17 protein-coding genes and 2 pseudogenes are annotated in these 21,721 nt (G+C 70.1%); 3 read left to right on the top strand and 16 right to left on the bottom strand.

What is annotated here, in order from left to right; translation table 11 throughout:
• Window positions 1-53: 53 nt before the first annotated feature.
• Together JAO81_RS26720 and JAO81_RS26715 are read right to left on the bottom strand one after the other, a co-directional pair.
• Entirely contained in the window at window positions 54-1,523 is a 1,470-nt protein-coding gene (locus JAO81_RS26720; RefSeq protein ID WP_199550488.1) for an amino acid permease, read from the bottom strand.
• Between the two features lie 138 nt (window positions 1,524-1,661).
• Complete coding sequence (locus JAO81_RS26715) at window positions 1,662-3,461, bottom strand: long-chain fatty acid--CoA ligase (RefSeq protein ID WP_199550487.1); 1,800 nt, start codon at window positions 3,459-3,461, stop codon at window positions 1,662-1,664.
• A gap of 230 nt (window positions 3,462-3,691) precedes the next feature.
• Between JAO81_RS26715 and JAO81_RS26710 the strand changes: the two genes are divergently transcribed.
• A complete protein-coding gene (locus JAO81_RS26710; RefSeq protein WP_199550486.1) occupies window positions 3,692-4,465 on the top strand; it encodes a MerR family transcriptional regulator in 774 nt (257 codons plus the stop codon).
• Between the two features lie 132 nt (window positions 4,466-4,597).
• On the opposite strand, the gene JAO81_RS26705 is transcribed toward JAO81_RS26710, so the two are convergent.
• The 7 genes from JAO81_RS26705 to JAO81_RS26675 form a co-directional block, all read right to left on the bottom strand.
• The gene (locus tag JAO81_RS26705) at window positions 4,598-5,509 is read right to left on the bottom strand and encodes a GlxA family transcriptional regulator (protein WP_199550485.1); all 912 of its coding nucleotides are present in this window, start codon (window positions 5,507-5,509) and stop codon (window positions 4,598-4,600) included.
• Entirely contained in the window at window positions 5,506-6,057 is a 552-nt protein-coding gene (locus tag JAO81_RS26700) for a cysteine hydrolase family protein (protein ID WP_199550484.1), read from the bottom strand. Before JAO81_RS26700 ends, JAO81_RS26705 begins: the two co-directional genes overlap by 4 nt.
• Window positions 6,058-6,184: 127 nt before the next feature.
• Window positions 6,185-8,359: a 3-hydroxyacyl-CoA dehydrogenase NAD-binding domain-containing protein gene (locus JAO81_RS26695; protein WP_199550483.1), complete on the bottom strand. Its 2,175-nt coding sequence runs from the start codon at window positions 8,357-8,359 to the stop codon at window positions 6,185-6,187.
• A 175-nt stretch (window positions 8,360-8,534) separates the two neighbouring features.
• On the bottom strand, window positions 8,535-9,749 hold the full coding sequence (locus JAO81_RS26690) for an acetyl-CoA C-acetyltransferase (RefSeq protein WP_199550482.1): 1,215 nt from the start codon (window positions 9,747-9,749) through the stop codon (window positions 8,535-8,537).
• A 47-nt stretch (window positions 9,750-9,796) separates the two neighbouring features.
• On the bottom strand, window positions 9,797-10,939 hold the full coding sequence (locus tag JAO81_RS26685; RefSeq protein ID WP_199550495.1) for an acyl-CoA dehydrogenase family protein: 1,143 nt from the start codon (window positions 10,937-10,939) through the stop codon (window positions 9,797-9,799).
• A gap of 14 nt (window positions 10,940-10,953) precedes the next feature.
• Window positions 10,954-12,084, bottom strand: a complete 1,131-nt coding sequence (locus JAO81_RS26680) for a CaiB/BaiF CoA-transferase family protein (protein ID WP_199550481.1) — start codon at window positions 12,082-12,084, stop codon at window positions 10,954-10,956.
• Between the two features lie 142 nt (window positions 12,085-12,226).
• Window positions 12,227-12,817, bottom strand: a complete 591-nt coding sequence (locus tag JAO81_RS26675; protein WP_199550480.1) for a TetR/AcrR family transcriptional regulator — start codon at window positions 12,815-12,817, stop codon at window positions 12,227-12,229.
• 65 nt (window positions 12,818-12,882) lie between these two features.
• On the opposite strand from JAO81_RS26675, the gene JAO81_RS26670 reads away from it, so the two are divergent.
• On the top strand, window positions 12,883-13,932 hold the full coding sequence (locus tag JAO81_RS26670) for a DMT family transporter (RefSeq protein WP_199550479.1): 1,050 nt from the start codon (window positions 12,883-12,885) through the stop codon (window positions 13,930-13,932).
• Here the strand turns inward: JAO81_RS26670 and JAO81_RS42765 are convergent.
• A pseudogene (locus JAO81_RS42765) lies at window positions 13,835-14,134 on the bottom strand (MmcQ/YjbR family DNA-binding protein); the annotation flags it as partial. The gene JAO81_RS26670 and the pseudogene JAO81_RS42765 sit on opposite strands and share 98 nt — an antisense overlap.
• A 103-nt stretch (window positions 14,135-14,237) precedes the next feature.
• On the opposite strand from JAO81_RS42765, the pseudogene JAO81_RS26665 reads away from it, so the two are divergent.
• Window positions 14,238-15,429: pseudogene (locus JAO81_RS26665) on the top strand (trans-acting enoyl reductase family protein).
• A 27-nt stretch (window positions 15,430-15,456) separates the two neighbouring features.
• Here the strand turns inward: JAO81_RS26665 and JAO81_RS26660 are convergent.
• From JAO81_RS26660 to JAO81_RS26635, 6 genes are all read right to left on the bottom strand, one after another.
• Entirely contained in the window at window positions 15,457-16,233 is a 777-nt protein-coding gene (locus JAO81_RS26660; RefSeq protein ID WP_199550478.1) for a GNAT family N-acetyltransferase, read from the bottom strand.
• A 50-nt stretch (window positions 16,234-16,283) separates the two neighbouring features.
• Entirely contained in the window at window positions 16,284-17,003 is a 720-nt protein-coding gene (locus JAO81_RS26655; protein WP_199550477.1) for an endonuclease V, read from the bottom strand.
• Between the two features lie 53 nt (window positions 17,004-17,056).
• Entirely contained in the window at window positions 17,057-18,466 is a 1,410-nt protein-coding gene (locus JAO81_RS26650; RefSeq protein WP_199550476.1) for a cellulose binding domain-containing protein, read from the bottom strand.
• Window positions 18,467-18,517: 51 nt separating this feature from the next.
• Window positions 18,518-19,930, bottom strand: coding sequence for a beta-N-acetylhexosaminidase (locus JAO81_RS26645; protein ID WP_199550475.1), 1,413 nt, complete (start codon window positions 19,928-19,930; stop codon window positions 18,518-18,520).
• A 53-nt stretch (window positions 19,931-19,983) separates the two neighbouring features.
• Window positions 19,984-20,820, bottom strand: coding sequence for a carbohydrate ABC transporter permease (locus JAO81_RS26640; protein ID WP_199550474.1), 837 nt, complete (start codon window positions 20,818-20,820; stop codon window positions 19,984-19,986).
• Window positions 20,817-21,721 (bottom strand): carbohydrate ABC transporter permease (locus JAO81_RS26635; RefSeq protein ID WP_374194354.1); only part of this gene is annotated, 905 nt, incomplete at its 5' end. The genes JAO81_RS26635 and JAO81_RS26640, both read right to left, overlap by 4 nt.

Below are 21,721 nucleotides of genomic sequence, written 5' to 3'. Positions count from 1 at the left end.
CCGGCGGCCGCCCCCCCCGGGGGGGGCGGGCCCCTCCGCTGCGGCGTGCGCCGTTACTTCGAGGAGTCGAGCTGCTCGGCGGCCAGGCCGCCGGCCGCGACCTTGTCGCGGACCTTGTACCAGCCGATGACCAGCGCGAGCGCGATGACCGGGATCAGGTAGAGGGTCGGACGGCCGATCTCGGCGTCCTTCCACATCAGGCCGAGCACGGTCAGCAGGAAGACGATCGTGACGATCTCGGTGACCGGGCTGCCGGGCAGCTTGAACTTCGGCAGGGTCAGCAGACCCTCCTCGGCCCGGCGCCGGAACACCATGTGGCAGAGCATGATCGTGATCCAGGTGGAGATGATGCCGAGCGCCGCGACGTTCAGGACGATCTCGAACGCCTTCTCCGGCACCAGGAAGTTCAGACCGACACCGGCCACGCACACACCGGAGGTGAGCAGGATGCCGCCGTACGGCACGTTGGTGCGGCTCATCTTCGAGGTGAAGGCCGGGGCGGTGCCCGCCATCGCCATCGAGCGCAGGATGCGGCCGGTGGAGTAGAGACCCGAGTTGAGCGAGGACATCGCGGCAGTGAGGACCACGAGGTTCATCACGTCGCCGGCCGCCGGGACGCCGATCGAGGAGAGCACGGTGACGAAGGGGCTCTCGTCGCCGGAGTACTTCGAGCCGGGCATCAGGAGCGCGAGCAGCACGACCGAGCCGACGTAGAAGAGACCCACGCGCCACATGATCGAGTTGACCGCGCGCGGGACGACCTTCTGGGGCTCGGCGGCCTCGCCGGCCGCGACGCCGATCAGTTCGAGCGAGGCGTAGGCGAAGACGACACCGGTCATCACGATGACGACGGGCATGACGCCCGCCGGGAAGAGACCGCCGTTCTCGGTGATCACGTGCAGACCCGGCTTCTCGCCGCCCACGTCGGACTGCGTGACGAGCAGGAAGATGCCGATCGCCATGAAGATCACCAGGGCCGAGACCTTGACGATCGAGAACCAGAACTCGAGCTCACCGAAGATCTTCACGGAGATCAGGTTCACCACGAGCACGATGGAGAGCGCGATCAGCGCGAGCACCCACTGCGGGATGTCGGTGAAGAAGCTCCAGTAGTGCGTGTAGAGCGCGATCGCGGTGATGTCGGCGATACCGGTCGTCGCCCAGTTGAGGAAGTAGCCCCAGCCGGCGACGTACGCGCCCTTCTCGCCGAGGAACTCACGGGCGTACGACACGAACGAACCGGACGAGGGCCGGTAGACGACCATCGCGCCGAGCGCGCGGACGACGAAGAACGCGAAAATGCCGCACACCAGGTAGGCGAGGGCGAGACCGGGTCCTGCCGAGTTGAGGCGGCCGCCTGCTCCGAGGAACAGTCCGGTGCCGATCGCTCCACCGATAGCGATCATGTTGATGTGGCGGGCCTTGAGGTCCTTGCTGTATCCCGCGTCGCCTGCATCGGCGGGCACGTCGGGGGCGACCGTGCGGGGCGCCTCCTGTGCCGCGGTGACGGCTTCCTTGCTCACGCGCTGTTCAACTCTCAGTGGGGGGACAGTGCAAAGCCCGTGCCACCCCTGACGCGGCACGGACCTCGCACACCTTTACCCACACTTGATCCACCCTGCGGTGGCGCAGGTCACAGAGCGGGACATCTCACATGGTGATCAGGGGCTGTACAGACGGTCGATGTCCGTCCTGTACCGCTCTGTGATCACCCGCCGCCGCAGCTTCAGGGACGGGGTGAGCTCGCCCGTCTCCGGCCCCCACTCCTCGCCGAGGACCGTGAACCGCTTGATCTGCTCGGTGCTGTTGAGGCGCTCGTTCGCCGCCGCCACGGCCTGCTCGACCTCTTTGCGTACGGCCGGGTCCCGCGGGTCGGCCGGCACGCCCCTCGCCTGGGCCCAGACCGGGAAGGTCTCGGGGTCGAGGACGAGCAGGGCCACGAGGTACGAGCGGCCGTCGCCGTACGCGAGGGCCTGGCCGATCAGCGGGTGTTCCTTGAGGGTGTTCTCGACCAGGGCGGGCGAGACGTTCTTGCCTGTCGAGGTAATGATCATTTCCTTCTTGCGGTCGGTGAGCCAGAGGTAGCCGTCCTCGTCGATCCGCCCGATGTCCCCCGTCGCGAACCAGCCGTCCGCGTCGCACGCGTCCTGGACCGATCCGTCGGCCTGCAGGTAGCCGTCGAAGACGGTGCCGCCGCGTACGAAGATCTCGCCGTCCTCGGCGATGCGGACCTCCACGCCGTCGAGCGCCCGGCCCACCGAGCCTGACCGGAAGGCGCCCGGACTGTTGGTGGTGGCGACGCCGACGGTCTCCGTGAGGCCCCAGGCGTCCATGATCGTGAGGCCGAAGCCGGCCCAGAACCGCATCACGTCCGGTGGCATCGGCGCCGAGGCGCTCGCGGTCCACAGGAGCCGGTCGAAGCCGGCCGAGGTGAGGACCGGGTCGAGCACGTGCTTCTTCACATGCCGGTACGCGGCATCGAGCGGGCCCGGGACCGGCTCGCCCTTCTCGCGGTGGGCGAGATGGGCGCGTGCGGTGTCACAGGCCTTCTCGATCGCCCGCCTGCGCTCCTCGGGGGCCTGCGCGAGCATCGCCCGTACGGCAGCGGCGAGCTTCTCCCACACCCGGGGCACCCCGAAGAACTGCACGGGCCGCAGCTCCCTGACGATCGCCGCGAGCTCGGCCGGATCGGGGCAGAGATGGACGTGGGCGGCGCGGAAGACCGGCAGATAGATGCCGAGCATGCGTTCCGCGATATGCGCGAACGGGAGATACGAGATGTGCTCGGCGTGGTCCGGGAGCTCGACGACCGCGTCGAGCGCGAGGGCGTTACGGATCACGTTGCGGTGTGTGATCCGCACGCCCTTGGGGTCGCCGGTGGTGCCGGAGGTGTAGACGACGGTGAGCGGGTCGGCCGGCCGGATCTCGCGCCAGGACTTCTCGAAGGCGTCACCGTTGTGGCCCGCTGCCAGGACTTGGTCGTACGGGGTGTGGCCGGCGGCCGCTTCGGACTCGACGACGACGAGGCGCTCCAGGGCGGTCCCGCTCTCGCTCTCGCCGAGGAGCGGCGCCCAGCGCCCGAGCTCCCGCTCGCCCTCGATCACCGCGAGCCTGGCGCGGCTGTGCCGGGCGATATGGGCGATCTGGCCGGGTGCGGCGGTGCCGTACACCGAGACCGGGACGGCGCCGAGGTGGGTGAGGGCGAGGTCGGAGAGCCAGTGTTCGGGACGGTTGCCCATCATCATCAGGACGTGGTCGCCGCGTACGACGCCGAGCTCCGCGTATCCCGCGGACAGCTCGGTCACACGGCGTCGGACCTCGGACCAGGTGAGTGTCGACCACCCTTCGCCCGCGCGCCAGGAGAGCGCCGGGCGGTCGCCGTGGTCCTCGGCGTTGCGAAGAAGCAGTGCGGGGAGGGTCAGTTCTCCGGGTGCTCCGGGTAGGCGCAGGATCGTGCTCATGGCGGCCCCCTGTCCGTCGGGCTGCTCAAGGCGGCCCACTGTCCGTCGGGCATTGTCCCGGACCGTTTCACAAGGGTGGTGAGACAGCAATACTGCGCGACCCACAAAGGTGTCTTTCGCACCCCTGGTGAGACAGCAATACTGTTGCACCGCATGGGTGCAAGGTGCCGGGCCGTGCGAACACGTACGCGTCTCGGTGTGAAGCGAGGCGGGAAGCGAGGCTGCGAGCAATGACCACCCAGGCCGAGGGGCAGCTCGGACGGGAGCGGACGTCCGGCGGGTACGAACCCTCCCTCACCGTCGACGAGTTGGCCGCCCGCGCCGGGGTCACCGTGCGCACCGTCCGCTTCTACAGCACCCGTGGCCTGCTGCCGCCGCCGTCGATCGGGCCGCGCCGGGTGGGCCGTTACGGGGCGGCGCATCTGTCGCGGCTCGCCCTGATCGAGGAGCTGCAGCACCACGGTCTGACGCTCGCGGCGATCGAGCGCTACATGGAGCAGCTGCCGGCGGACATGACGGCGCACGATCTGGCCATCCACCGTGCGCTGGTGGCCAGTTGGATCCCCGAGGGCGCCACCGAGATGAGCCGTGAGCAGCTGGCGCGGCGCGCGGGCGGCACGCTGTCGGAGTCGGATGTGGACCGGCTCGCGGCGATGAGTGTCCTGGAGCGCACCGAGGACCCGGACACCTTCCGTATCGACCCGGGTCTGCTGCACCTGGGGCTGCGGCTGCTCGACGTACCGATCGCGCAGGACACGATCCTCGCCGCGCGCGATGTGATGCTGGAGCACTCGCGGCAGGCGGCCAAGGAGCTGACGCGGCTCTTCCAGGACGAGGTGTGGGGGCCCTACCGGGAGCGGGAGTCGGATCCCGAGGCGGTCGAGGCGATGAAGGCACTGTCGGCCGACATGCAGCCGATGGTGGTGCAGGCCCTTGTCACGGCGTTCCAGCGGTCGCTCAAGGACGAGCTGCGGCGGCGGTACGTGGACGGGGCCGAAGCCTGACCGGACGGCGGTACGTGGACGGGGCCGAAGCCCGACCGGACGGCGGTACGTGGACGGGGCCGAAGCCCGACCGGACGGCGGTACGTGGACAGGGCCGAAGCCCGACCGGACGGCGGTCGCCCACGCGGCGCCCTACGCCGTGCGGCTGCGCAGCCGGCGCAGCATCCGTGCGTCCTCGAACCCCACGGCGCGGGCCGCCGCCTCCACCGTCTCGCCGTGGCCGATCAGGTGCTCGGCCCGTTCCACGCGCAGGGTCTGCTGGTAGCGCAGCGGTGTCAGACCGCCGGTGGCGCGATGGAACATCCGGGTCAACGTGCGCTCGCTGACGCCCGCTTGCGCGGCGAGGGAGGTCAGCGGCAGCGACTCGGCGTAATGCGAGTCGATGTGGTCCTGGACCCGGTGGACGGTGTCGTCCAGGTGGGAGCGAAGGCGCAGCATGGCGCTCGTCTGCGGTTCGTCACCGTTGCGGCGGGCGTAGACCACCATGTTGCGGGCCACCCGGGCGGCGAGCGCCGGGCCGTGGCGCCGGGCGAGCAGATGCAGCACCAGGTCGATTCCGCTGGCGATGCCGGCCGAGGTGACCACGCGGTCGTCGGTCGTGAACAGGACGTCGCGCACCACGGTCGCCCGCGGGTAGCGACGCGCCAGTTCGTCCTGGAGGTCGTGGTGAGTGGTGCAGCGGCGGCCGTCGAGCAGACCGGCCCGCCCGAGCAGGTCGGCGCCCGCGCAGACGCTCGCGACGAGGCCGCCGCCGGCGTGGTGGGCGCGCAGCCTCTCCTGGACGGCCTCGCTCACCTCCGGCCTCCGGTACGAGGCACCCGCACGCCAGCCCGGCACCACGATCACGTCGTCCGCGGTCAGCTCGGGCCACTCGGTCCGCGCGGCCAGGGGCAGGCCCTGCGCGCTGGTGACCAGGGCCTGTTCGGCGACGTACGTCAGCTCGTAGGGGTGCCCGAAGTCCGCCGCGTGCCCGAAGGCCTGGGCGGGGCCCGCCAGGTCGAGCAGATGGACTCCGGGCAGCAGCAGGAAGACGACACGGCTCACGCGGGAGATGCTGCCATCTCGCTCTCGAGATCGGCGACCTCGGCGATCCGGGCGAAACGGTCGCGCAGCACCGCCTCGGTCCGTGCGATGAGTTCCTCGGGCCGGAATCCGGTCGCGGTGTCCGTGGTCACGGCGTCCTTCACGAAGACCATGCGGTAGCCGAGGTCGCTGCCGAGACGCGTCGTGGTCTCCACGCACTGCTCGGCGCGGATCCCGCACACCCACAGTTCGGTGACGCCCGCTTCGGTGAGCAGTTGCTGCAGGTTGGTGGTGGTGAAGGCGTTGTGCGAGGTCTTGTACAGGACGGGTTCGCCCTCGGCGGGCCGCTCGAGCTCCGCGAGGAGACGGACGTGGCCCTCGGCCGGATCGAAGACTCCCCCGGTGCCCGGGTCCGTGTGCAGCACCCAGAACACGCGGTCACCCGCCGCGCGCGCCGCACGGACGAGACGGTTCACGGGTTCCGCGATCCGGGGGTTGCCGATCTCGTCCCACAGGGGTCGGGCTCGGAACGATTCCTGGACATCGATGACGATCAGTGCTCGGCTCATGCCCCCATGGTGGCCCGGCACTCCCGCGCGCTTCCAGGCTCGATCCGGGCCGCTGCCGGAACGATCCGGTCACCGCACGCGGCGGTGGTACGGGAGGCCGGGCGGCCTCCCGTACCACCTGTGGCAGTTACGCGTCCGAGAAGCGCTCGCCCTTCTCGGCCTTCGCCACGAGCAGCGCAGGCGGCTGGAACCGGTCACCGTAGGTATCGGCCAGTTCGCGGGCACGGGCGACGAAGCCGGGCAGGCCTCCCTCGTAGCCGTTGATGTACTGCAGGACACCACCGGTCCAGCCCGGGAAGCCGATGCCGAAGATCGAGCCGATGTTGGCGTCGGCGACCGAGGTGAGAACGCCTTCCTCCAACAGCCGTACGGTGTCGAGGGCTTCGGAGAACAGCATCCGCTCCTGCATGTCGCGGAACGGGATCTCGTACCCCGGCTTGGTGAAGTGCTCCCGCAGCCCGGGCCACAGCGGACCGCGCTTGCCGTCCTCGCCGTACTCGTAGAAACCGGCGCCGGACGAGCGGCCCTTGCGGCCGAAGTCGTCGATCATGCGGTCGATGACGCCTTCGGCGGGGTGCACGGGCATCTCGATGCCCTCGGCCGCGAGCGCCTGCCGGCTCTCCTCGCGGATCTTGCGCGGGAGCGTGAAGGTCAGCTCGTCCAGGAGCGAGAGCACCTTCGCCGGATAGCCGGCCTGGGCCGCGGCCTGTTCGACGGAGGCGGGCTCGATGCCCTCGCCGACCATCGCGACGCCCTCGTTGATGAAGTGGCCGATGACGCGCGAGGTGAAGAAGCCGCGCGAGTCGTTGACCACGATCGGGGTCTTGTTGATCTGGCGGACCAGGTCGAAGGCGCGGGCGAGGGCCTCTTCGCCGGTGCGCTCGCCCTTGATGATCTCGACCAGCGGCATCTTGTCGACGGGCGAGAAGAAGTGCAGACCGATGAAGTCCCCCTGGCGCTCGACGCCTTCGGCGAGTGCCGTGATGGGGAGGGTGGAAGTGTTGGAGCAGAGCAGCGCGTCGGGCTCGACGATGTGCTGGATCTCCTGGAAGACCTTGTGCTTGAGCGCCGGGTCCTCGAAGACCGCCTCGATCACCGCGTCGCAGCCCGCGAGGTCGGCGGGGTCGGCGGTGGGCGTGATCAGGGCGAGCAGGGCGTCGGCCTTCTCCTGGGTCGTACGGCCGCGCTGCACCGCCTTCTCGCACAGCTTCTCGGAGTACGCCTTGCCCTTGGCGGCGGATTCGGCGGAGACGTCCTTGAGGACGACCTCGATGCCGGCACGGGCGCAGGAGTACGCGATACCGGCGCCCATCATGCCGGCGCCGAGCACGGCGACCTTGCGGACCTTGCGCTGCTCGATGCCCTTGGGGCGGTTGGCACCGGAGTTGACGGCCTGGAGGTCGAAGAAGAAGGCCTGGATCATGTTCTTCGCCGTCTGGCCGGTGACCAGTTCGGTGAAGTAACGGGCCTCGATGACCAGCGCGTTCTCGAAGTCGACCTGCGAGCCCTCGACCGCGGCCGCGAGGATGTTGCGCGGCGCCGGGTAGGGCGCACCGGCCAGCTGCTTCTTCAGGTTGGCCGGGAAGGCCGGCAGGTTCGCGGCGAACTTGGGGTGCGCGGGGGTGCCGCCGGGGATCCGGTAGCCGGGCTTGTCCCAGGGCTGCTGGGACTCGGGGTTGGCGTCGATGAAGGCGCGGGCCTTCTCGATCATCTCCTCGCGGGTGGCCACGACTTCGTGCACGAGACCGTTGTCGAGCGCACGCTTGGGGCTGTACTGCGTGCCCTGGAGCAGCACCTTGAGCAGCGCGTCCGCGATGCCCATGAGGCGTACGGTGCGGGTCACACCGCCGCCCGCGGGCAGCAGACCGAGGGTGACCTCGGGCAGGCCGATCTTCGAGCCGGGGGCGTCGAGGGCGATGCGGTGGTGGCTGGCGAGGGCGATCTCGTAACCGCCGCCGAGCGCGGCGCCGTTGATGGCGGCGACGACGGGCTTGCCGAGGGTTTCGATACGGCGCAGCGAGGACTTGATGCCGGTGCCGGTCTCGAAGACCGCCTGGGCGTCCTCGGGGCCGGCCTTCATCATGTCCTTGAGGTCGCCGCCGGCGAAGAAGGTCTTCTTCGCGGAGGTGTAGATGATCCCGCGGATCGAGTCGCGCTCGGCTTCCGCGCGGTCGGCGATCGCGGCGATGGAGTCCTTGAACGCCTGGTTCATGGTGTTCGCGGACTGGTCGGGGTCGTCGAGGACGAGCGTGACGATGCCTGTCTCGTCCTGTTCCCAGCGGATGGTGGTGCTCTGCGTCATCGTGCTGTCTCCGTCAAGTCTGAGGCGTGGGAGGTTCGTTGGCGGGTGGCGGCCTACGGGGAGGTCGGCCGGGTTTCGTGGCCGGGTGCGGGTCGCGGTGGGCTGCTCGCGCAGTTCCCCGCGCCCCTGAGATGCGCACTGCGTGCGCCATCTCCCCCGCGAAGGCAGGCCGGCGCTAGACCCGTTCCACGATCGTGGCGATGCCCATGCCGCCGCCCACGCACAGCGTGGCGAGGCCGTAGCGCTTGTCCTGGCGTTCCAGTTCGTCGACGAGGGTGCCGAGGATCATCGCGCCGGTGGCGCCGAGCGGGTGGCCGAGCGCGATGGCGCCGCCGTTGACGTTCACCTTGTCGAGGCTCAGGCCCATGTCCTTGACGAACCTCAGCACCACGGCCGCGAAGGCCTCGTTGATCTCGACGAGGTCGATGTCGTCGATGGTCAGGCCCGCCTTGGCAAGCGCCTTGCGGGTGGCCGGGGCGGGCCCGGTGAGCATGATGGTCGGCTCGGAGCCGGAGACCGCGACGGAGACGATCCGGGCGCGCGGGGTCAGGCCGTTCCGCTCCCCCGCCTCGCGGGAGCCGATGGCCACGAGCGAGGCGCCGTCGACGATGCCGGAGGAGTTGCCCGCGTGGTGAACGTGGTCGATCTTCTCGATCCAGTGGTACTTCTGCAGCGCCACCGCGTCGAAGCCGCCGAGGTCACCGATGTCCGCGAAGGAGGGCTTGAGCTTCGCGAGGGAGTCGGCGGTGGTGCCGGGGCGCAGGAACTCGTCGTGGTCCAGGACGGTCAGGCCGCTGCGGTCCCGTACGGGAACGATGGACCGGTCGAAGCGGCCTTCCTTGACGGCGGCCGCGGCGCGCTCCTGGGAGAGGGCCGCGTACTCGTCCACATCGCGGCGGGTGAAGCCCTCGATGGTGGCGATGAGGTCGGCGCCGATGCCCTGCGGGGCGAAGTTGGTGTCCCAGTTGGTCATCGGGTCGGCGAACCAGGCGCCGCCGTCGGAGGCCATCGGCACCCGGGACATCGACTCGACACCGCCCGCGAGCACCAGGTCCTCCCAGCCCGAACGGACCTTCATCGCCGCCATGTTGACGGCCTCGAGGCCCGAGGCACAGAAGCGGTTCTCCTGCACGCCGGCCACCGTGTCGGGCAGGCCCGCCGCGATGGCCGCGATCCGGGCGATGTCCGAACCCTGGTCGCCGACCGGGCCGACGACACCGAGCACGATGTCGTCGATCGTGGCGGGGTCGAGGTCCGGGTTGCGGGTCTGGATCTCCTTGATCAGACCGGTCACGAGGTCGATGGGCTTGGTGCCGTGCAGGGACCCACTGGCTTTGCCGCGCCCGCGCGGGGTGCGGATCGCGTCGTAGACGTACGCTTCGGTGCTCACGGATAAGCCTTTCGAGGGTGCGGGGTGAGGGGTGCGTGCTCGGGCTGCTACGGCAGCAGGGACCGTCCGATGATCTCCTTCATGATCTCGGTGGTCCCGCCGTAGATGGTCTGGATACGGCCGTCGGTGAAGGCGCGCGCCACGCGGTACTCGGTCATGTAGCCGTAGCCGCCGTGCAGTTGGAGGCAGCGGTCGGCGACGCGCTTCTGCAGTTCGGTGGCCCACCATTTGGCCATCGAGGCGTGCACGTGGTCGAGCACCCCGTTCGTGTGGTCCTCGATGCAGCGGTCGAGGAACGTACGGGTGACGGCGCACTCGGTGGCCATCTCGGCGATCTCGAAGCGGATGTGCTGCAGCTTGGCGAGCTTGCGCCCGAAGGCCTCGCGCTCCTGCACGTACTCCATGGTGATCTGCAGCAGATACTCGGCCGCCGAGATGGCGGCGACCGCGATGCCCATGCGCTCCTGGGCGAGGTTGGTCATGAGGTGCAGGAAGGCGCCGTCCTGCTGACCGAGCAGGTTCTCCTTGGGGACCTTCACGTCCCGGAAGAACAACTCGGCGGTGTCCTGGGCCTTCTGCCCGATCTTGTCGAGGTTGCGGCCGCGCTCGAAGCCCTCCATGCCGCGTTCGACGACGAGCAGCGACAGGCCCTTCGCGCCGCCCTCGGGGGTCGTACGGGCGACGACGATCACCAGGTCGGCGAGGATGCCGTTGGAGATGAAGGTCTTCGAGCCGTTGAGCAGCCAGTGGTCGCCCTTGTCCTCGGCGTGCGTCGTGATGCCCTGGAGGTCCGAGCCCGCGCCGGGCTCGGTCATCGCGATCGCGGTGATGATCTCGCCGGAGCAGAAACCCGGCAGCCAGCGGCGCTTCTGCTCCTCGGTGGCGAGCGAGGTCAGATACGGGCCGATGATGTCGTTGTGCAGCCCGACGGCGAGTCCGGAGGCGCCGGCGCGGGTGAACTCCTCGGCGAGTACGGCCGAGAAGCGGAAGTCGGTGTTGCCGCCGCCCCCGTGCTCCTCGGGCACGGCGAGTCCGAGGAGCCCCTGCTTGCCGGCGGCGCGCCAGGCGTCGCGCGAGACGATGCCGTCCTTCTCCCACTGCTCGTGGTGCGGCACGACCTCGCGCTCCAGAAAGGTCCGCACAGTGCCGCGGAAGGCCTCGTGCTCCTCACCGTAGAGCCTGCGCTCCATACCTGATGGCGTGGTCATGCCTGCTCCTTGTCGTCGGTGATGAGGCTCTGCACGTCCCAGTCCCTGGCCACGTCTTCGGTGTGCGCTCCGGGCAGCGCCGGTCCGCCGCGTACGGTCCCGGGGGTCGCGGAGAAGCGCGGGGCGGGGGCGGGCTGGGTGATCCCGGAGTGCTCCACGAAGGTGCCGCGCTCCTTGAGGTGCGGGTGGTCCGGGGCCTCGCGCAGCGACAGGACCGGGGCCACACAAGCGTCCGAGTCCTGGAAGACGGCGGTCCACTCGTCCCTGGTACGCGTCTTGAACCGCGCCGTGATCGCTTCCCTCAGCTCGCCCCAGCGCGTGAGGTCCTTGCGCGCGGGCGCCTGGTCGGCGATACCGAGGAGCGTCACGAACTCCTCGTAGAACTGCTGCTCCAGGGCTCCGACGGCCATGTAACCGCCGTCCGCCGTCTCGTAGTTGCCGTAGAACGGGCAGCCGCCGTCGAGCAGATTGGCGCCGCGCCGGTCCTGCCAGCCGCCGGCCGCCATCATGCCGTGGATCATCGCCGAGAGATGCGCGGTGCCGTCCACGATGGCGGCGTCGACGACCTGCCCCTCGCCGGTGGAGCGGGCGTGCTGCAGTGCGGCGAGCACGCCGACGACGAGGTAGAGGGAGCCGCCCGCGTAGTCACCGACGAGGTTCGCGGGGATGGCCGGGGGTTCCTCCGGCTTCCCGATCATGCCCAGGGCGCCGGTGATGGCGATGTACGCGATGTCGTGCCCGGCGCGCTGGGCGAGCGGGCCCTGCTGTCCCCAGCCGGTCATCCGGCCGTACACCAGGCGGGGGTTGCGGGCGTGGCACTGCTCGGGGCCGACGCCGAGACGCTCGGCGACGCCGGGGCGGTAGCCCTCGATGAGGATGTCGGCCTTGTGGACCAGGTCGAGGACCGTGGCCGGTCCCGCTTCGTCCTTGAGGTCGACGACGACGGACCGTTTGTTGCGGTTCGTCACGTCGTACGCGGGTTTGATGGCGAGCCCCGCACCGCCCGGCCGGTCGATCCGTACGACGTCCGCACCGAGGTCGGCGAGGAGCATCGCGGCGAACGGACCGGGTCCGATCCCGGCGAGTTCGACGATCCGTACCCCTTCGAGTGGCCCGTTCCCTGCCATCTAACCCCCTGCGTCTGCTGGTGAGTTGTCGCGGGGATGCGGCCCGCTCGGACTGATCTGACTGTGACACAACCGCTGTAACATCAGCGATGTTAGGAACGGGCCGCGGCGAAGACAAGGGTTTCCGAGCAAGCGCTTATTTTTACTCCCCTGCCGTCGCGAGCAGAGCACCGGCCTCGTCGCGGGCCTGCGCGATGGGGTCCGCGAAGACGTTCAACCCGTGGGCGACCAGTGCGCCTTCGTGCAGCAGCATCAGCGCCCGCCCGAGCCGGTCCGCCCGAGCCGGGTCGACATCCGCGCACAGGCCGGTGAAGAGGTCCAGCATCCACCGCTTCTGGCCGGTGATGATGGGGTACGCGGGATGGGCGGGATCGCTGATCTCCGCGTGCGCGTTGACCATGCTGCAGCCTTTGGGGGAGTTCTCCAGGGCCCAGGCGCGCGACGCGTCGAAGACGGCCAGGACGCGCTCGCGCGCCGGACGTTCCGCGTCGAGACGCCCGGCGAGAAACGTCCGCCAGCGCTCGTCGCGCCCGGCCAGATACTCCACGACGATCTGCTCCTTCGAGCCGAACCGGTCGTAGAGCGTCTTCTTCGTCACCCCGGCCTCGGCGGCGATCAGATCCACCCCGACGGCATGGATGCCGCGCTCGTAGAACAGCCGGCCGGCGGCTTCCAGGGCGCGCCGCGCGGCAGGGGTCAACGCGATCCGCCGGATCCCTTCAGCAGTACTCATACCCCCAATGTATACCGATCTGTATAGTCGAGTGAGTAAACCGATCTGTTTACTGGAGGCCGCCGATGAACATCCTGCTCCCGACCGCCTTCGTGTTCTGCTGGAGCTCCGGCTTCATCGGCGCGAAGCTCGGCGCGGGCGGCGCGTCCGCGGTCACCGTCCTGATGTGGCGGTTCCTGCCGCTGGCGCTCGCGCTCCTGGTGATCGCCACCCTGCGGACAAAGGCGTGGCGGGGCCTCACGGCGCGGGATGCGGGCCGGCAGGCCCTGATCGGTGTGCTCTCGCAGAGCGGCTATCTGCTCACCGTCTTCTCCGCGATCCAGCTCGGCGTCGCCAGCGGCACCACCGCTCTGATCGACGGCGTCCAGCCCCTGGTCGCCGGGGCGCTCGCCGGACCGCTGCTGCATCAGCATGTCTCTCGCCGGCAGTGGCTCGGGCTTTCCCTCGGCATGGGCGGCGTCGCCCTCGTCACCCTGGCCGATGCCGCCGCCGGCTCCGGGGTCGTCTGGTGGGCGTACCTGATCCCGCTGATCGGCATGCTGTCGCTGGTGGCCGCCACCTTCCTGGAGAGCCGCACCGGCACTCCGGTCGCACCCACGACGTCCCTGACGATCCACTGCCTCACAAGTGCCGTCGTCTTCACGGCCCTTGCCCTCGCCACGGGCCAGGCCGTGCCGCCCGCCGGGACGGCCTTCTGGGGCGCGATCACCTGGCTCGTGGTCCTGTCGACCTTCGGGGGTTACGGCCTGTACTGGCTGCTCCTTCGGCGCTCCGGCGTCACCGAGGTGAATACGCTCATGTTCCTGATGGCTCCGGTCACGGCGGTCTGGGGAGCGCTGATGTTCGGCGAACCCTTCGGCCCCCAGACCGCTCTGGGCCTGACCGTCGCCCTCGCGGGCGTCGTCATCGTCCATCGCTCCGGTCGAGCTCGGCGACCCGCGCCTTCGGTGCGATCGTCCGGTAGCTCTCCTCCACCCAGTCGCACAGCAGCTCCGCCTGCGGGACATCGGGGCCCTCCAGGGGGATGCGCACCCAGCCCGACTTCCCCAGGCCGTAACCGGCCGGCTCCGCACCCGGAGCGGTCAGGGCGTGCGCATGGGCCTCCGGGTCCTTGAGCTTGACCGTCATGCCCATCGGATACGAACCGTCCGAGACGCCCAGGAAGACGAAGACCTTCTTGTGCACCTTGGCCACGCTCTCACCCCAGGGGAACTCCTCCTCGGCGCCCGGCAGTTCGAGGGCGAAGGCCCGCACCTTCTCCCAGCGGGCGAGCGCGGACCTGGCCGGCGGGCGCCCCGCGGGCTTCGGATCGGCCATGACGTACCTCCCAGTCCTGGCCGGGCCCCTTGCACCGGCCTGCACCGTGCACGCTAGCCTCGGCCACCGACAACAGCGCGGGGGCAGGGCTGAAGGGTGAGCCATGAGTGAGCGGGACCAGCGCGACCACGACATCGTGCTGTACGGGGCGACCGGCTTCGTCGGGACACTGACCGCCGAGTATCTGGCCCGCCATGCCCCGGACGGGCTGCGCTGGGCGATCGCCGGACGCAGCGCCCGCAAACTGGAGCGGCTGCGCGAGCGCCTCGCCGAGCTCGATCCACGGGCCTCGAAGATCGCCATGATCGCGGTGGACTCCGGCGACCGCGCGGGTCTGCGTGAACTCGCCGCCTCCGCAAGGGTGGTGGCGACCACCGTCGGCCCCTACGTGCAGTACGGCCATGAGCTGGTCGGCGCCTGCGCCGACCTCGGCACCGACTATCTGGACCTGTCCGGCGAACCGGAGTTCGTGGATCTCACCTACGTACAGCACGAGGCGCGGGCCCGTGAGACGGGCGCGCGGCTGGTGCACGCGTGCGGATTCGACTCGGTACCGCACGATCTCGGCGTCTACTACACGGTGCGGCAGCTGCCCGAGGACGTACCGCTGCGGATCGACGGTTTCGTACGGGCGTCGGCGATGTTCTCCGGCGGGACCTTCGCGTCCGCGCTCGGGCAGTTCGCGCGCGGCCGGCAGCTGGCCGCGGCGGCGCAGGAGCGGCGTCGGCACCAACCGCGCCTGGCCGGCCGCCGGGCGTACGCGCCGGTGAGCGCACCGCGGTACGCGGCGGAAGTCGGAGCCTGGGCGCTCCCGTTGCCGACGATCGACGCGCAGGTCGTGCAGCGTTCGGCCCGTGCGCTCGAGCGCTACGGACCGGACTTCCGCTACCGCCACTATGCGGCGGTCAAGACCCTGCCGTTCGCCTTCGGCGGTGTCGCGGCGATGGGCGGACTGCTCGCGGCCGCCCAAGTGCCGCCGGTGCGCCGGTGGTTGTCGTCCAAGGTGGCGCCCGGCGACCGGGGGGGGGCCGGGCGGGGGGCGCCGTGCCCGCAGCTGGTTCTGGGTGCGCTTCGTGGGGGAGGGCGGCGCCCGCCGGGTCTATACGGAGGTGTCGGGCGGCGACCCCGGCTACGGCGAAACGGCGAAGATCTTCGCGGAATCGGCCCTCGCCCTCGCCCTCGACGACCTGCCCCGGACGGCCGGCCAGGTCACACCGGCGGTCGCGATGGGCGACGCACTCCTGAAGCGGCTGCGGGAGGCGGGGATCGTGTTCCGGGTGGCGGCAGAACGCTGAAGCGCCGAGCCGAACGCCCGCCGGGAGTTACGGCTTCCGGATGTACGGCGTCGTCACGCTGAGCTGCTCGAAACCGAGCCGCTCCAGGATCGGCCGGCTGGTCGGCATGGCGTCCACCTGGAGGTATCTGATGCCGCGGGCGGCGGCGATGCGGGTGCGGTGGGCGACCAGGGCCCGGTAGATCCCGCGTCCGCGGAACTCGGCGACGGTGCCGCCGCCCCACAGGCCCGCGAAGTCCGCGTCGTCGCGCAACTCGATCCGGGCCGCACTGACGGGTCGCTCCCCCGCCATCGCCAGGGTCATCACAAAACTGTCCGGCCGGTGCGCGAGCCGGTCGAGCATCTGCTGCTTCAGCCGGCTGCTGTCCGTACCGAAGGCCTGCTCGTGCACCCGCGCGGCGAGCTCGATCCCCGCCTCGTCGGTGACGTCCACCAAGCGCAGCCCCTCGGCCAGTTCGACCACCGTCGACAGCGCGGCCACCTCGGCGATCATCAGGCTCTCGGGCTCCTCGGGGACGAACCCGGCCCGCACCAGCCGCTCCCCCAAGTCGGCCGGCCGGTCATGCGTGTAGGTCTTCCACTCGAATTCGACGCCGAGCGCGCCATAGTGGCGCACCTGTTCGGCGATCACCGCATCGGCGGTCGTCTCGTCGACGGCGGAGAACACGACTCCGTTCCAGTCCGTCGCTCCCCCGCTCTGGCGCACCACCGTGCCCGTGTCCTCGACACGGGTGCCGGGGTGGTCGGCCGCCAGTCCACGTCGCACTTGCCGGTCGAACAGCCGCAGCACTTCCTCATGGTCCATGGGCGCATTGCAGCATCTGCCGGAAGACGGCACAAACGCTTATCGGCGCCCTACTCGGGGGCCACGACCTGCGCCAGCGCCCTGCGGCACAGCGCATCCGCACGCCGTGTCGTCTCCGGCAGCCGAAAGCGCGGGGCGAGCCCCAGCGTGTGCGCGCAGGCGCTGTCGAGCGAGACCCGATGCCCGACGGAGACGAATACGGGCTTGATCCCGTCCTGGGTCCTGACGGCTCGCCCGACCTCCTCGCTCCCGTCCACGAGCGCGGCCACCGATCCCCGTACGGCAGCAGGCTCCTCGTACGTGAAGGTGAAGGGGTTCTTCGCGACGCCGATGGCGGGCAGCCCGGTCAGCACGCCGAGGTGGGCGGCGAGGCCGAACCGGCGGGGGTGCGCGAGCCCGTAGCCGTCGCAGACCACGAGTCCGGGCGGCGTCGCCAGCGCTTCAAGTGCGGCGAGCACGGCCGGGAGTTCACGGAAGGCGAGCAGTCCGGGCACGTACGGGAAGGAGATCCGCCCGACGGCGGTGGCCTCCTCGGTCACTTCGCGCGTCGCGGCGTCGAGCACGACGGCGGCCGCGACGACGAGATCGCGCTCATCGTCGTACGCGACGTCGACCCCTGCCACCAGCCCTTGTCCGGGCGGCGGCCCGTCCTCCGCGAGCACCACGCGCGTGCGCAGTTCGTCCTGCACGGCGCGCGCCCGCTCTTCGGTCGTGGGCCAGTCGGCGGGGACGGTGGCGCTGACGGGCAGGATGCCGGTGACGGGGTCCATGGTGCGGTCGAGGGTACGCGAGCGGCGCGTACCCCCGACCGGCCGGGGATCCGTCAGCTCACGTTGTCCGTGTGCGTCACCTTGTCCGTCCGGTACTTCGCCACCTGGGCCTCGACCTGGGCCGGGGTCAGGATCTGGTCCTTGGCGTAGTACACGTAGTCGACCTTCTCGTCGTACGCACGCGGGGTGTTGGACGCGACGAGGCCGCCGGAGATGATCCAGTTGTTGAGGTTGATGGACATGGCGGTCTCGGGCAGATATGGCTCGCCGTGCGTGGCGAACAGCTGGCCGTCCACGTAGTACTTGATCGAGGTGTTGTCGACCGTGACCACCAGGTCGTGCCAGCCGGCGTAGCTCTGGCGGGCCTCGGTGTGGGCGTTGACGGCCTGCCACGGCTCCGGGTTGTACGTCTCCCAGGACGTGGCGTACAGGATGTTGGCCGGCTCGCCCCAGCCGCCGTTCGGCAGGTACTCGAAGTCGAGTTCGCCGTAGTTCGGATCCATCGGGGCGTCGAGCGGTGTGATGGTGAAGAACGTCTGCACCATGTGGTCGCCGTCGGGGCCCGAGTTGGGGGTGTCGCTGAAGTACACCCTCGAGGCGTACGTGCCCTTGGTGAACTTGCGCTGGTGGTACAGCTCGGTCTGCCGGGTACCGGCCGCCGTGCCGTCGGTGCTGGTGCGCAGCGTCATGACGCTGTTGCCCGACTCCTGGGCGAACGTGACCTGTTCGGGGGCCCAGGTCGCGCCGGGCACGCCGGGACCGCCCTGGCCGGACTTCACGGTCCAGCCGCGCTGGGCGATGCGCGGGTCGTTGTGGGCGGTGTAGTTGAGGTCGTCGAAGAGCGCGGGCTTCGTGGGGTCGGGGCCGCCCGGGCCACCGGGGTCGCCTGGATCACCGGGGTCTCCCGGGTCGTTGCCCTCGGGGGCAGTGCCCCACAGCAGGGTGCCGCCGCGCTGGACGGTGACCTTGCTCCAGTTCGCGTACGAGGTCTGGGAGGCGCCGAACGAGTAGTCGTCCCGCTGGTTCAGGGGCTGCCAGTCGGCGCGGTGGAAGCGCAGCTGCATGTCGCCGGTGTTCGCGCCGGCGGCCAGCGAGCCGGCGCCCTGGGTGAAGCCGATCTCCAGGTAGCGGTCGGCGGTGGCCGTGGGCTTGGCGAGTGTGCCGAAGGTGCCCGTGATGTTGGCGCAGCCCTTCACCGCCCAGGAGCAGGCGAAGCGGTACGCGCTGGAGGCGGACTCGGCCTTGAAGTAGTAGCGGATGGTGAGGCCGCTCAACTGGACTGCGGAAGAACCTGAGTTGGTGAGCTTCAGCCAGGGCTCCGCCTGGTCACTGCCGGTCGAGCCCGTGTGGTACTGGGCCGTGACCGTCTCGTCGGCGGCCGCCGCGCTGGGTGCGGCGAGTGCGCCCGCGGCGGCCAGGGTCAGGGCGGCGGCGACGGCCGTCGTCCGAAATCTTCTGTGCACGAGGTGTTCCTCCTCATGGTGGGGGTGTGCGGCCACCGGCAGGTGACCTGATCAGTGCGTCCGGGTCGCCTGCAGACGGCGCCGGAAATCTGTGGGGTCGCGTGGGCCCTCGCTCCAGGCGACCTCGGAGAGCGCGGCGATCCGCGGAAAGAGCAGGTAGTCGATCTCGGCGGGGGTCGCCGCGTGCTCGGTCCACAACTGGGCCTGGGTGCCCAGGACTTTGGCCCGCTCGGCGGGCTCCCAGTCGGCGGGCGCGGGCTCGGCGCCGTACACGTCGTCGAGCGTGACGGGGTCGCCGGGCTGGCCGGGCGGCTCGTGCGGGGCGTCGGACTGCGGATAGTCGAGATACGTGGTCCGGTGCGGGGTCATCACCAGCTGGTGACCGCGGCGCGCGGCGCCCTGGCCGTGGGCGGCGTCCCGCCAGGGCATCACCACGAACTCCGGTGGCAGCGCGGTCGCGTCGGGCTCGGCCCAGCTCACCGGCGTACGGCCGTGGTCCATCAGGTAGCGGCCGACCCGGGTGAGGAACCAGGCGTTCAGCTCCTTCGGGGAGAGTCCCGCCTCGGCGGCGACGGCGCGGGCTCGGGGGCTCTCCTCCCATTCTCCGGTGGGGCATTCATCGCCGCCGAGATGGATGTACGGGCTCTCGAAGACGTCCATGACCTCGCCGAGCACCGTCTCCATGAAGGTGAAGACCTCGTCGTGGACGCCGAGCACGTTCTCGCAGACGCCCCAGCGGTCCCAGACGGTCAGACGGCGCTCCGGGACGTTGCCGAGCTCCGGGTACGCGGCGATCGCGGCTCGCGCATGGCCGGGCATCTCGATCTCCGGCATGACCCGGACCCCGCGCGCGGCCGCATAGGCCACCAGGTCCCGCAGTTCCGCTTTGGTGTAGTGGCCGCCGTGCGGTGTCCCGTCGCCCCCGGTCTGGGCGCGCACCGAGCCGATCTCGGTGAGGAGCGGGTAGGCGTCCACCGGCATCCGCCAGCCCTGGTCCTCGGTGAGGTGGAGATGCAGCACGTTCAGCTTGTACGCGGCGATGCGGTCGACGAAGTCGCGTACGTACGCGATCGGCAGGAAGTGGCGGCCCACGTCCAGCATCGCGCCCCGCCAGGGGAAGCGGGGGCTGTCGCTGATCTGGCTGCAGGGCAGGCGGCCGCCCCGTTCGATGAGGGCCGCGAGGGTGTGCACTCCGTTGACCAGGCCGGCGTCGGTGCGGGCTCGCAGGAGTACCGCGTCCCGGCCCACGGTCAGGCCGTATCCCTCGTCGCCGAGTCCGCTGAGTGCCGGGTCGATCGCGAGCACGAAGCCGCTGTCCGGCGCCGCTCGCAGCGGCAGTCCCGTGCGAAGGCGCAGCAGATCCGCCGCACGCTCCGCACCCGGCGCGAGGTGCAGGGTGGTCTCCGTGTCGAGGATGAAGTGCCCGCTCTGGCGCACGACTTGGCGGGGGCGCGGAATCAGCATGCAGGTCAGCCCTTCAGGTCGGCCTTGTAGGTCAGCCTTTGACGAAACCCGGGTCAGCCCTTGACGGAACCCGAGACGAAGCCGGTGGTGACCCGGCGTTGCAGCACAAGGAAGAGGATCAGCACCGGCAGCGCGAAGAGCGTGGAGGCGGCCATGGTGGCGCCCCAGTCGGTGCCGAAGGTGTTGGAGAACGAGGAGAGCCAGACGGGCAGGGTGCGGTCTTCCTGGTTCTTGACGATGAGCATGTTGGCGAAGGCGAACTCGTTCCAGGCGGTGATGAAGCCGAACAGCGAGGTCGCGAGCAGGCCGGGCGCGAGCAGCGGGAAGGTGACGCGGCGGAAGGCGCCGAGGCGGGTGCAGCCGTCGACCTGGGCCGCCTCCTCCAGCTCCACGGGGACGGCGGCGAGGAAGCCGCGCAGCGTGATGATGGTGAACGGCAGCGTGAAGATGAAGTAGAGCAGCGTCAGCATCGCGAGGCGGTCGAGGAGATCCGTGTCGCGGGCGATGATGTAGACGGGGATGAGCATGGCCTCCCAGGGCGCCATCTGCGCGATGAACACCATGAGGACGAAGCCGCGTTTGCCCCGGAAGCGCAGGCGGGCGACCGCGAAGGCCGCGCCCATCGCGATGATCAGCGCGAGCAGCACCGCCGTGACGGTCACGAACAGGCTGTTGCGCCAGAACGTGCCGAAGCCGTCCGCCGCCACGGCCGTACGGAAGTGTTCGAGGGTGAGCCGGGTCGGGACGAACACCGGGGTGTCGGCGTTGATATCGCCGGAGGGTTTGAACGCGGTGGAGGCCATCCAGTACACGGGGAAGATCGTGGCGACGAAGACGGCAAGGGCGGCGAGGTTGAGAGGCAGCCGGCGCAACAGGACCCGCGATGTCACAACTCCCCCTCCTGTCGGAACAGTTGACGCAGATAGACGAAGAGGATCACCGCGAGCAGCAGGACGGTGATGGTCGAGGACGCGGCCTGCAGGTCGTAGTGCTGCCGGGAGACGGCCACCTGGTACGCGTAGACGGGCAGGGTCGTGGTGGCGCCGCCCGGCCCGCCTTCGCTGATCACCCAGATCTGCGGGAAGCATTTGAAGACCCAGATCACTTCGAGGCAGAGCACCAGACCGAAGATGGGCCGCAGGATCGGCACGGTCAGGGAGCGGAACATCCGCCAGTCGGAGGCCCCGTCGAGGCGAGCGGACTCGTAGATCTCGGCGGGCACGGTGGTCAGCGCGGAGTAGAGGGTGATCGCCGCGAACGGGACCGACTGCCAGACCACGAGGACGACCAGGATGCTGAAGGTGGCGGTGCCGTCCGCGAACCAGGAGTAGCCCTCGTACGAGTCGAACCCCAGTTGGACAAGGACCCAGTTGACCACTCCGAGGCGGGAGGCGAACAGCCACTGGAAGATCGTGGTGGCCGCGAGGATCGGGGTGGCCCAGGCGAGGGCAAGGGCGCTCATGACGAGGATGCGCATCGTGCGGCCCAGGCGCTGGAGCATCAGGGCGACGAGGGTGGCGAGGGCGACGATCAGGACGACGTTCACCGTGGTCCAGATCAGCGTGCGCCGGACGACGTCCCAGAACTCCTTGCCGGTGAGCAGTTCGCGGTAGTTGTCGAAGCCGACGAACTCGGCGCCGCCGCGGATGAGTTCGGCCAGGCCGAAGTTCTGGAAGGACAGCTGGACGTTGCGCAGGAGCGGATAGACGAGCAGGAAGACCACGCCGAGCACGGTCGGCGCGATGGGCAGATACGGCCACAGGACTACGGGCCTGCGGGGGGCGGGGGCCG

The organism is Streptomyces sp. N35 (genome assembly GCF_016464295.1).
In the GTDB taxonomy this organism is placed as follows: Bacteria; Actinomycetota; Actinomycetes; order Streptomycetales; family Streptomycetaceae; genus Streptomyces.
Note: the sequence above shows the minus strand (reverse complement) of the source record. Positions and strands in the feature narration are given on the sequence as shown.